The sequence below is a fragment of the uncultured Jatrophihabitans sp. genome, assembly GCF_964244045.1.
Lineage (GTDB): Bacteria > Actinomycetota > Actinomycetes > Mycobacteriales > Jatrophihabitantaceae > Jatrophihabitans.
This window is the reverse complement of record NZ_CAXTHK010000035.1, coordinates 24,768-35,568: the sequence shown is the minus strand read 5'-3', so window position 1 is coordinate 35,568 and position 10,801 is coordinate 24,768. Positions and strand designations below refer to the sequence as shown.

The following is a 10,801-nucleotide window of genomic DNA, read 5'->3' as shown; positions in this document are numbered from 1 at the left end:
CACTCCGGTCACCGCGATCAGGAACCCGACTTACACCACTCGGCGGGACTCTCCCCCTGAGGTCATAGTTCGGCGCGCACGGCGACCAAGATAGGCGTCGGTCAAGTTGCATCGCTGGAGATCGGACCCCCGCAGGCTCTGCGCATACGCGAGCCCGTCTGCGAGCAGTTTTTGCAACTCTCCAGACGCAGAACTGCGCAGGAGGGCAGCAATGACTGCCACTGCCTCTCGTTCGTACGGCCGTCCGGCCGCACCCTGCTCGGTCGCGCCATCAAAGAAGCGCCGCAACAGAATCGCTGCCGCCAACTTCCGAGCCTCAGCCTCAGAGCTGAGAGCGTCGACCGTGTTTGTGAAGGCTTGACCCACGACCGTCACCCTGTCGCGTTTCGAGCGATAGCTGAAGTACTTCAAGATAGCGACGGCGGCAGCCGCGAGCCCGCCAACGACGCCGATCCAGCCCTGCACCGTAGCGGCAGACATCGGTTCCCCCTCGCAATGAATCGGATCGTGGCATCCATTCCTTGCCGACCGTAAACCCAATAGCCTTGCCGCACGGCGGCAAATGCCGGGCGAGCGCCAACTAAGTTCACCCTCGTCGGGGTTCCACTGAAGGAGCCGGAAAGTTCCACTGTGAGGGTCGACCTCTCCGGTCGTCAGAAATGAGACGTTGGACAAGATCCCGAGTACGCACTGGTTGGGGTTGTTGCGTGCCCAGTTGACTTCACCCTTGCTGACAATGACTGATGCGCCGGCGGTCTCGGTCCCTTTCGCTTCAAGGTACAGCGGGAGCTCGTCGGGCTTGGTAGCGATTGCGTCGAACGAGTTGCCGTAACGCACATCTCGTCCGACCCAACCCTGGTCGCGGAAATGTTGTTCGAGTCGTGCCTGTGCTGCGTCCTCGACCTGCTTTCGACGTTCCTGGTCTAGTTGCCACCCTTGGCGTGGGGAGGTTCGCGGTGGTACGGGTACCACCTGCTGAAGATGCTCCGCCCACAGTGCTTCAAGATCAATGGCACCATCCGATCGCAGCACTGTGCCGCTTCCCTGCGGTTGCCAATTACGTCCCGCTGGTACACGTGCGACCAGTTCAGGATGGGGCAGGAGGTCGTCCCCAAAACCGAAGACGGCACTCGCCCGGGCGTCGCCGCAGCCGAACGATTCATCTGCGCAGAGTACGAAACGTCAAGGCCCGCGCATAGCGACGGATAGCGCGCGGCGACACGCCCGGGACCGCGTTCAAAGAACGCGCAGAACATGATCACTGTGTTTGCCCGCCGCGTCCAACGGCATGTCGACTGGAAGGTGTCCGAGTCCAGGCTGACAGCGATACAACGGTTCACCGCAGACATACAATGGGCTGATGACTGCTGAGTAGCACATCATGACTATCTCGAGCAACGGGCAGGTCAGCATCCCCGCCGTTGCCCGCGCCCGCTGGGGCACGCGGAAGGTGTTAGTCGTCGACCTCGGCGACCGGATCGTCATGCGCCCTGTCCCCGACGGCGAACACGCTGTCAGCGCTCTTCGAGGCAAGTACGCCGCCCGTCTGCCGGACACCACATCCGCCCGTATCTCGGCTCGTCGCGCAGACGCGTCCGCATCCCGGCGCCGCCGGTGACGGTGCTCGACGCTTACGCTGTCATCGCCTACCTGCGGGGCGAGGCCGCGGCCGGCAATGTCCGGCCCTTGCTGCTCACAGGCGACAGCGTGGTGACCGCGGTCGGCCTTGCAGAGGTGCTCGACCACCTCGTCCGAGTGGCCGGCGTCGATGAGGAGCAGGCCACGCTCGACCTCGCCCAACTCGGACTGTTGGACGCGCTCCCCGTTCCAGCAACCGTCGGCGCCGCTGTGGGACGCCTGCGAGCGCGTCACTACCACCGCACCCGCTGCCCGGTCAGCGTGGCCGATTGTGTCGCCGCCGAATCCGCCCGATGGACCGATCAGCCGCTTGCCACCGCCGATCCCGACCTGCTCGACGTTTGCTACGCCGAGGGCATCGGCTACCTCGCGCTGCCCCAATCCAACGGCGCAACCTGGGCCCCACCGGAACGTGCGTGAGCTGCCAATCAGGGTGCCAGTGCCTGAGCGCCGGTGACGCGGAGTAGCGCGAGTTTGGATTCGTCCTCCGACCCCGGCGCGACCGTGTAGACAACAATGCGCAGGTCGGTGCCGGGGGCGGTGAGGACGTCGCAGTCGACCTCGATGGGTCCGACCGGGGTCGAGGTGGCGGTCTTGCGACACGAGCGGTGACGTGCGATGTGCGCCTCGCTCCAGCGGATCCGGAAGTCAGTGGACTCTGCCTGCAGCCGGGCGACCAACGCTGCGAGCTCGACGTCGTGGGGGTACCGACCGACAGCCTCGCGTAGATCGGCGACCAGGTCGCTCGAGAACTCCTCGGCATGCTGCGCGTCGAAGTCGATGACCCCGGGCGGGCCCATGAAGTGGCGCCAGGCGACGTTGCTCTCGGGTGCCTTCAGCTCGGACGGATCACCGGTCAGCGCGGCCCAGAGCGGGTTACACCACAGCAGGTCCCACGCAGCCGAATGCACGGCGATCGGCACGTCCCCGAGCCGGTCGAGTAGCCGCTGGACGCCCGTGTTGATGTGTCGCGACACGACGCCCGCCGACGGTACGGCGACACCGGCGACCCGGTAAAGGTGGTCACGCTCGTCGTCAGTGAGACGCAGCGCCCGCGCGAGTGCGCCGAGCAGCTGAGGTGACGGGTGACGAGCCCGACCCTGCTCCAGCCGTACGAGGTACTCGACGCTCACCCCGGCGAGCGTCGCGAGCTCCTCCCGGCGCAGGCCGGGCGCGCGTCGTCCCGACCCGGGTGGCAGACCTACCTCCTGCGGGCTGAGACGGACCCGCCACGTCCGGAGCACCTCGGCGAACTCGTCCATGGCATCAAGCATGCCTGCTCGCGGCCGATCTGGAGTGGTACCGGCAGTGCCTACCCACGGCGTCGAGGCCTGCCGCACGGTTGATGCATGACAACAACACTGATCTCCGGGGCGAACCGCAGTTTCGGCCTGGAGACAACCCGCCGCCTCATCGCCGCAGGCCACACCGTGTACGCCGGCATGCGCGACCCCGACCGCGGCGAGGAAGCCCGCGGGCTCGGAGCGCAGGTCGTTCAGCTGGACGTCACCGACGCGCAGTCCGTCAAGGCAGCGATTGTTGGACTGCCCGAACTGGACGTCCTCGTCAACAACGCGAGCATCCTCGGGACCGCCTTCGGTGTCGACGACCTCGACGCGGACGCAATCGCGGTCGTGCTGGACACCAACGTGATCGGCATCGTGCGGGTGACGCAGGCCGCGCTGCCGCTGCTGTGCCGCTCGGCGAACCCGGTGATCGTGGACGTCGCATCCGGCGTCGGCTGGCCCCGCTACCTCCAGGATCCCAGTCACGACGAGTTCCCCATTCAGGGCGTGCCTTATGCCGCCTCCAAGGCCGCCGTCATCGCCCTCACTGTGCAGTACGCGAAGAACCTGACCGACATGCGCGTCAACGTCTCGGACCCGGGCTATACGGCCACCGACTTCAATCGGCACAGCGGACACCAGACGGTCACCGAGGGCACCGACGCCACGGTGGCGCTCGCGACCCTCGGCAAGGACGGACCGACCGGCGAATTCCACAACCGGGCGGGTCGCATCCGCTTCTGAACGCCCGCCGGAAACGTCGGGAAAATTCGGGGCCGATTAGGGTTGCGCTTCACGCGGAACTCACGTAGCGTTCTCTTTGGCAGTTGGTCACTGATCTGGGGGGAGCGGTGATCGCCGCGCACCAGCAAGAGCGGTGCGTGTCTGCAGCGGCTGGAGCTGGCCCTTTCGGGGGAACAGCGGTCAGCTCGCCGTGGGTAGCCTGCCGAAAACTGCATAAACGCAGCCCGCTCAGCGGGAATGCCGTCCAGGGCCGGAATCCCCCCATTCTGCAAGCTCTGAACGGCATTTTTTCGTTAACGGAGAAGTTGACGACCACGAGTGACCCGGCCTTGACCCCCTGGCTGTGGAGCGGCGACGTCGGCGCGTTCGAGGTCGAGATGATCTCTCGTGGCATGGCGGTCCTCCTTCAGGTCGCCCGACCAGCGACGGGTTGGTAACGCTCGTAGATCACGCGCGACCCGAACGTCCTGGTCTCCATCAGGGGCCACGCGGTGCAGGTCGGCCCGGGCCGGCGGGATCCCGACCGTGCTGTCCCTCGTGCTCGCCCTGGTGTACGCCGCTGTGCTCGGGGTCGTGCTCTATGGGGCGGTCTACCACCCGTTGCGCAGCGCACCCGCCCTGGCCAGGGTGGGCGCGTCGGCCGGCCTGCTGCCGGCCTTCCAGGCCGTCGCGGTGATCGACTTCGGCACCGCAACGCAGTCGACCCGGCCGATCTTGCACCAGTGGCACCTGACCGTGGCCGGCCTGGTCGCGCCGTCGGACGGCGTCGTGCTGGCGGTCGTCACCGTCGTGCTCGCCGCCGTGCTCGCGGTGGTCTACCGCTGGACACGCTTCGGGTTGATGACCACGGCGCTCACTACTTGGGCCGACGTGTCGATGGAAGAGGTGAGCGGACTGACCCCCCGCGATCACACGGAGAGCTGGTGACGTCCTTGAGTGCAGCGAATCAACCGGGACCGACGCCAACTCCGACGAGGTCCTCGGAGTTGTTCGGCGCGTGACCGACACCGTCGCGACCGCGGACGATGCTGCGCCGCCGCCGTCGGATCCGCGGTGGGCAGAAGTTCTGCAACGTGTGGTTGACCAGCCGGACCTGTTGACGTTGCACGCCCAACCGATCGTGGAGCTCACGTCGGGCGCGGTTGCCGGTTACGAGATGTTGGCGCGGTTCCGGGGGCCCTGGTCCGCGCCTCCCGACCAGTGGTTCACAGCTGCCGACCGCTGGGGTGTCAACGCGCTGCTCCAGGCCCGTGTGTTGCGTGCCGGGATCGCGGCCCGCGGGTCGCTACCCCCGGACACGTTCCTGACGGTGAACATCGATCCGCATCTGCTCGCTCACGCGGACATCGTCGAGGTCCTCACGGCTGCGCCGGACCTGACGCGGCTGGTTCTCGAACTCACGGAACACACGCAGGCCTTGGAAGGGGCGGGAGTCGCCGATGTCCTGGCGCAGGTGCGCCGGTCCGGGGCGATGCTGGCGATGGATGACGCCGGCACGGGGTACGCCGGGCTCAGTCAGCTGCTGACGCTGCGTCCCCACATGGTGAAGCTCGACCGCGAACTGATCAACGGGATCGACACCGATCCGGTCAAAGCCGCGCTGGTGGAGGTGTTCGGTGACCTCGCCGGCCGGATGGACACCTGGATCCTTGCTGAAGGCATCGAGACCGAGTCCGAGTTGGATACGTTGATTCGCCTCGGCGTGCCGTTGGGGCAGGGGTGGGCGCTGGCCCGCCCGGCACCGTCGATGCTCGCGGCGTTGGCGCCGACCATTGTCGACCACATCCGCACGACGGCCCTACGATCCTCGCTCGACGGTTACGTCGCGAGTCTGGTGCGACCGGTTGAAGTCGGTCTGCAGCGGGCCGGGAGCGCGGTGTCCCTGGACGGGAACGGTGTGGCAACTGCAGTCCGCGTCGACGACGGGGCGTGGTTGCCGGCGACGCTTGTCTCGCCCAGCACACTCGTCGTTGATGCTGCCCGCCGGGCCATGACCCGCGACCTGCAATACCGCTACGCCCCATTGGTGTGCACGGACGGTCAGGGACAGGTCATCGGCACGATCGGCATCGACGATCTGCTGCTCGCCCTGTGCTCCTCAGGTTCACCGGCCACCGGTCGATAGGACAATTAACCCATTTCGAATGAGGAGTCACCTGTCATGAAAAACTTCCGCTGCGGCGACGTAGTGCCCGGCTGCACCCGCGCGTTCACCGGTACCGAGGACGACATCCTCACGCGGGTCGCCGTGCACGCCCGTACCGATCACGGTCTGCTCGAGATGCCTGCTGACCTCGTCACCCAGGTTCGGTCCGCCATGACGGTCGCCGCCTGAGGCCGCCCAACGTCCTACGCGGGCCCAGCTGAGGCGACGTGCATCTGGTCGGCGTGCAGGCGGGCTCGCATACCGTCGGCTGACGTCGGCCGACCGATGAAGTAACCCTGCGCCTGGTGGCAACCCAGCGCAATCAACGTCGCCTGCGCCTGCGCCGTCTCGACTCCTTCAGCCATCGTCTGCAGACCGAACGAGGCCGCGAGCTCGATGATGGAACGCACGATGGCTTCGTCGTTGCGACTGTCCGCAACGTTGGTGACGAATGACCGGTCTATCTTCAGCGTCTGCACGGGCAGTGTCTTGAGCTGGGCAAGCGAGCTGTATCCGGTGCCGAAGTCGTCGATGGCCAGGTGCACGCCGAGATCTGTCAGCGCCTGCAACGTCTCTCGTGCGCTTCGCAGGTCGGCAACGACCGCGGTTTCCGTGATCTCGAGGGTCACGTTGCGCGCGTCGACCCCGGTCTGACACAGCGCATCGGCCACGTCCGCGGCGAGGCCGACTGTGATCAGGTCGGCCGCGCTGACGTTGATGCCCATGCAGAAGTCGGAAACGCCGTACAGGCGCTGCCACGACGCAAGCTGAGCGCACGCCGACTTCAACACCCATCGACCGAGATCCCCGGAGAGATTGGTGTGTTCGGCGATGCCGACGAAGGAGTCGGGAAACAGCAGCCCGCGGGTGGGGTGATTCCAGCGAACCAGTGCCTCAGCGCCGAGCAGCTTTCCGGAAACGAGATCGACCTGCGGCTGGTAGTGCAGAACCAACTCGCCGTTCGCGATCGCGCCGCGCAGGTTCAGCTCGACGTCTGCGCGCTGGTCGTTGCTGACGCGCATCTGTTCGGTGAACGTGACGATCCCGTTGCCGCCCCGTGCTTTGGCAGCGGAGGCGGCTTGATCGGCCTGGGCGAGCAGGTTGAAGACGGTGGACTGCCCAGGCTGGCCGATGGCGACGCCGATACTAACGGTTCGCGAGACGTCGCTGTCACCGAGTCGCACCGGCGAGCTCACCAGCTCCTGCACCGTGCGTGCGGCCTGGGTTGCCTGCTCCGGCGTCCGCGGCGCATCGAGCACGACGATCAGCTCGTCGCCGCCGAAACGTGCCACGAAATCATTCGGGGCAGCGCGTTCGCACAGTCGGCGCGAGACGGTCTTCAGGAATTGGTCGCCCGCTGAGTGGCCCAGGAAGTCGTTCATGACTTTGAAGCGGTCGAAGTTCAGCAGGAGCACGGTGACCGGGGCAGCGAGACCGGGTCCGAAGCGGTCCTCAAGATGCTCGAACAGGGCACGCCTGTTGGGTAGTCCGGTCAACTCATCGTGCGAAGCGATGTGCCGCATCCTGGCTTCGGCCTCGACCCTGGACAGGGCTTGGGCCAACAGGCCGGTTATCGCGGTCAGGGCGGTGACCTCTGCCGGTACCCATTCCCGGTCACCGTATTCGATAAGGCCGAGCACGCCGGTCGTGACGCCGCCACGCAGCATCGGCACGGTCACCGATGACACGGCCGAGATCCCGGATCCGTCCTGCACCCGTTGCTGGTACGCCTGATCTTCAGCAAGAGGGCGGGCGATCAGGACCTCGGTCAAGGTCTCGACGGCCGCGAACACCGGATCGGCATCAGCGAAGAACACGACGCCCAGCGGGTCGGGATCAGGCACGTCCGCCCGCGCGGGCCACTCGGCCAGTAGCAGGGTCGCGCCCAACTCGTGATCGTTTCGCCGCACGTAACCAAGCTTGACGTCGAAGTAGGACACCATGCGCTGCAGCACGAGCTCGCACGTCTCGACAAGGCTCGCGGGGCTCACCGTCATGAGCGAGGTTGCCATCTCGGTGACAAGCTCACCCAACGTTTCGACATCTCGCCGCACGTTGCCGCGTACCCCGCTTCCTGTCCGCTCGAGCTCACGACCAGCTGGGAGGCGGGCGTGTGTTGCCAGTGTAAGCCGTAAAACCGGGAATTACGTCCGGTATGCCGGAGTGAGACTTTGCTGAGCGCGGCGCCGTCAGGGCACCAGGCCGTCGCCTGTCGTTCACCTGTCGCGGCGCCCAGGTTCGCTCCTCAACGTTAGGAATGGGCTGTGCAAATCCTCAACCTCTCGACGCGGCGAACGCGTCTCACAACGGCGGCACTGTCCGTCGGTGTCCTGGTGGCCGGCGTACTCGGTACGACGGCGGCCACAGCGAATCCGGAGGCCCACGGCCGATCCGGAGTGACGATCACGAGCACCGGCCTGAAACCCGGGCAGATCAAGCACGTCTGGTTGATCATCCTTGAGAACAAGTCCTATGACGCCACCTTCACCGGCCTCAACCAGAACAGCTACCTCTGGAAGACCCTGCCGAGTCAGGGCGTGCTGCTGAAGAACTACTACGGCACGGGCCACTCAAGCCAGGACAACTACCTATCCATGGTGTCGGGCCAGGCTCCGGAGGAGGACGTGCAAGCCGACTGCAGCGTCGAGAACTACGACTTCGGCGCCAACTCGACGATCGTCAAGAGCGGCCCCAACAAGGGCCAGGTCGCGTCCAAGGCCGGCGCGAACGCCGCCAACGGCGCCAACGGCTGCACGTACCCGACCGACGCGCCGACGCTGTTCAACCAACTCGACGCCGCCGGCAAGACGTGGAAGGGCTACGCGCAGGACCTGCACGACCAGCCCGGACGCGAGGACGCGGTGTGCGGCGGTCCGGGTGGGGCGGCGAACAATCCGACCACCAACCCGACGTACATGAGCGCAACAGACGCGCACCCGCTGCCCGCCGGTGTCACGAGCTTCACCGGCGCGCAGCCCAATGATCAGTACGTTGCGAAGCACTTCCCGTTCCCGTGGTTCCACAGCGTCACCGGTACGCAGGACGCCACCGGCACGACGACGAAGCCTGCTCTGACGACGCCTGTCCAGGGCGGCACTGACTGCGACGGCAAACACATCGCCAACCTCGATAGCACCTCGACCGGGCTCTACCACGACCTGCAGCACGCCAAGACGACTCCGGCGTTCAGCTGGATCACGCCGAACAACTGCAGCGACGCCCACGACGCGATCTGCAAGGGCAACAACCTGTCCGGGTCGTTCACCTCCAGCGGAGCGCCGATCTACCAGCAGCCGACGCCGAACCCCGAGTCGACGACGCCGAAGAACCAGACCGGTGGCCTGTACGCCTCCGACCTGTTCCTGAAGTACTACATCCCGATGATCGAGAAGTCGCCGGCCTTCAAGGACGGCGGACTGATCGACATCACCTTCGACGAGGGCAACCCGCCGTTCACCTACACCGGCAACAGCTTCAACAACGCCGACGCCTACGGCCCCACCCTCGGGGACCGGCCGAACGCGGCCGCCGGCATCAAGGCCGACGCCGCGGGCGAGAACATCTACGGCAAGAACGTGCACCGCGAGCCGACCGGCGTGAACTCGACGCTGAAGACGGACAGTCAGGGCAATCAGCTGTACCCGGGGCCAGGCAACAACTCGTTCATCGACCGGCCCCCGGTGTGCACCTCGACGTCGCCGAACGTGCCGGTCAACTGCGTGCCGAACATCGTGCGCGGCGGGTCGGGCACCACGCCGGGCGCGCGCCCGGACGCCGCGGCTGCGGGTACGTCGTCGCCGTTCGTGACCGACAAGTCGATCGTCGCCGACGACACTGGCCGCGGGGTCACCGACACCGTCGACACGACGGGCCCAGGCGGTACCAGCCCGATCCCGGCCGACACCTTTGTCGGCACGGTCAGCGACACCGGCCCGAACTTCCCCACGACGTCGACGGGATCCGTGGTCAACGGGTCCTTCGAACTCGTCGACAAGTCCGGCAGCCCGGTGACACCCACTGGCCCGGTCAGCGGCATCACCCTGAGCGCCGAGGGGGCGCCCGGTTACCTGACGGCAGGTCAGACCGCTGACCCGCTCTACGACGCGACGGACGCAACACCGGGCGGCGGTGACACCGGCAGCGTCCTGATCAGCCCGCTGATCAAGCCGGGGACGACGACCACCCGGTTCTACGACCACTACAGCTGGTTGCGGACGATGGAGGACATCTTCGCAGTCGGCAACGGACACGACCACGCGGCGCTGCCGGCGGGCACCGTCTCAGGCGGACTCGACAAGCAGGGGCACCTCGGCTTTGCCGCCGAGCCCGGCCTGGCACCGTTCGGACCGGACGTCTTCAACAACGTCAAGCCGCGCACGAAGAGCCGTTGACCGGCCGCGCCCGGGGCGCCGCGATCGTCGCCCTGGGCGCGGTGCTCCTTGCCGGTTGCAGCTCTCCACACCCCGCGGGCGACGGTACGTCGTCGGCCCGGGGGTCCGCCGCCGCCGACACCTACGGAGCGTTGCCCAGCTTCCTGCCCACGACCACCGACGTCCCGGACAGCGTGCTGACCGGCAGCGCGGGGCGTCCGGCGCTGACGACCGAGGGCGACAGCGTCGACGTCCGGCTCGCCGGCGGGACGGTGCGGGCCATGGTCAGCGGACCGGTGGTGCCAGGCGAGGGTCTACCCGAGCAGACCGAGTCCACGACCTGCACCTGGACGGTCAGCCTCAGCCGGGCGACCGCCACGCTGCCGATCCGAGTCACCGACTTCACCACGCTCGATCACCTCGGAGGTGTCTACGCGACCCGTCTCGCCCCGGGGAGCGCGACGCCGCCGGCGCAGCTGAGGCCAGGAAAGACGGTGACGTTCTCACTACGCACCGTCATGCCGACGGGTGAGGGTTTGTTGCGCTGGACCGCCGGTGGCAGGCGCATCGTCGCGTCCTGGGACTTCGAGGTCGAGAACGACTGATCACCGTGCCGG

11 protein-coding genes are annotated in these 10,801 nt (G+C 66.8%); 8 read left to right on the top strand and 3 right to left on the bottom strand.

Annotation, left to right across the window (positions count from 1 at the left end; genetic code table 11):
• Positions 1 to 30: 30 nt before the first annotated feature.
• On the bottom strand, positions 31 to 1,032 hold the full coding sequence (locus ACFFC4_RS19215; protein ID WP_375503852.1) for a protein NO VEIN domain-containing protein: 1,002 nt from the start codon (positions 1,030 to 1,032) through the stop codon (positions 31 to 33).
• Between the two features lie 349 nt (positions 1,033 to 1,381).
• On the opposite strand from ACFFC4_RS19215, the gene ACFFC4_RS19210 reads away from it, so the two are divergent.
• Both ACFFC4_RS19210 and ACFFC4_RS19205 read left to right on the top strand, forming a co-directional pair.
• The gene (locus tag ACFFC4_RS19210; protein WP_375503850.1) at positions 1,382 to 1,618 is read left to right on the top strand and encodes an AbrB/MazE/SpoVT family DNA-binding domain-containing protein; all 237 of its coding nucleotides are present in this window, start codon (positions 1,382 to 1,384) and stop codon (positions 1,616 to 1,618) included.
• Entirely contained in the window at positions 1,615 to 2,058 is a 444-nt protein-coding gene (locus ACFFC4_RS19205; RefSeq protein ID WP_375503848.1) for a PIN domain-containing protein, read from the top strand. The genes ACFFC4_RS19210 and ACFFC4_RS19205 overlap by 4 nt, the downstream gene beginning before the upstream one ends.
• Before the next feature lie 8 nt (positions 2,059 to 2,066).
• Here the strand turns inward: ACFFC4_RS19205 and ACFFC4_RS19200 are convergent, their stop codons facing one another.
• Positions 2,067 to 2,900 carry a helix-turn-helix transcriptional regulator gene (locus ACFFC4_RS19200; protein ID WP_375503846.1) on the bottom strand — a complete coding sequence of 278 codons (834 nt, stop codon included), beginning with the start codon at positions 2,898 to 2,900 and terminating at the stop codon, positions 2,067 to 2,069.
• A gap of 87 nt (positions 2,901 to 2,987) precedes the next feature.
• On the opposite strand from ACFFC4_RS19200, the gene ACFFC4_RS19195 reads away from it, so the two are divergent.
• The 4 genes from ACFFC4_RS19195 to ACFFC4_RS19180 all read left to right on the top strand — a co-directional run bounded on the left by ACFFC4_RS19195 (position 2,988) and on the right by ACFFC4_RS19180 (position 6,003).
• Positions 2,988 to 3,668 (top strand): SDR family NAD(P)-dependent oxidoreductase, encoded by a 681-nt coding sequence (locus ACFFC4_RS19195; protein ID WP_375503845.1) that lies wholly within the window; start codon positions 2,988 to 2,990, stop codon positions 3,666 to 3,668.
• A 525-nt stretch (positions 3,669 to 4,193) separates the two neighbouring features.
• Positions 4,194 to 4,595: a hypothetical protein gene (locus ACFFC4_RS19190; RefSeq protein ID WP_375503843.1), complete on the top strand. Its 402-nt coding sequence runs from the start codon at positions 4,194 to 4,196 to the stop codon at positions 4,593 to 4,595.
• 70 nt (positions 4,596 to 4,665) lie between these two features.
• Positions 4,666 to 5,793 carry an EAL domain-containing protein gene (locus ACFFC4_RS19185; protein WP_375503841.1) on the top strand — a complete coding sequence of 376 codons (1,128 nt, stop codon included), beginning with the start codon at positions 4,666 to 4,668 and terminating at the stop codon, positions 5,791 to 5,793.
• Positions 5,794 to 5,829: 36 nt separating this feature from the next.
• The gene (locus ACFFC4_RS19180; protein ID WP_375503839.1) at positions 5,830 to 6,003 is read left to right on the top strand and encodes a DUF1059 domain-containing protein; all 174 of its coding nucleotides are present in this window, start codon (positions 5,830 to 5,832) and stop codon (positions 6,001 to 6,003) included.
• Positions 6,004 to 6,017: 14 nt separating this feature from the next.
• On the opposite strand, the gene ACFFC4_RS19175 is transcribed toward ACFFC4_RS19180, so the two are convergent.
• Positions 6,018 to 7,847 (bottom strand): putative bifunctional diguanylate cyclase/phosphodiesterase, encoded by a 1,830-nt coding sequence (locus ACFFC4_RS19175; protein ID WP_375503837.1) that lies wholly within the window; start codon positions 7,845 to 7,847, stop codon positions 6,018 to 6,020.
• Positions 7,848 to 8,078: 231 nt separating this feature from the next.
• On the opposite strand from ACFFC4_RS19175, the gene ACFFC4_RS19170 reads away from it, so the two are divergent.
• Positions 8,079 to 10,205 (top strand): alkaline phosphatase family protein, encoded by a 2,127-nt coding sequence (locus tag ACFFC4_RS19170; RefSeq protein WP_375503835.1) that lies wholly within the window; start codon positions 8,079 to 8,081, stop codon positions 10,203 to 10,205.
• On the top strand, positions 10,202 to 10,789 hold the full coding sequence (locus ACFFC4_RS19165; protein WP_375503833.1) for a hypothetical protein: 588 nt from the start codon (positions 10,202 to 10,204) through the stop codon (positions 10,787 to 10,789). Before ACFFC4_RS19170 ends, ACFFC4_RS19165 begins: the two co-directional genes overlap by 4 nt.
• Positions 10,790 to 10,801 lie beyond the last annotated feature (12 nt).

Coding starts and splice junctions, on each gene's coding strand:
- ACFFC4_RS19210 (WP_375503850.1), top strand. CDS start 1,382: ATGACTATCTCGAGCAACGGGCAGGTCAGCATCCCCGCCGTTGCCCGC.
- ACFFC4_RS19195 (WP_375503845.1), top strand. CDS start 2,988: ATGACAACAACACTGATCTCCGGGGCGAACCGCAGTTTCGGCCTGGAG.
- ACFFC4_RS19200 (WP_375503846.1), bottom strand. CDS start 2,900: ATGGACGAGTTCGCCGAGGTGCTCCGGACGTGGCGGGTCCGTCTCAGC.
- ACFFC4_RS19180 (WP_375503839.1), top strand. CDS start 5,830: ATGAAAAACTTCCGCTGCGGCGACGTAGTGCCCGGCTGCACCCGCGCG.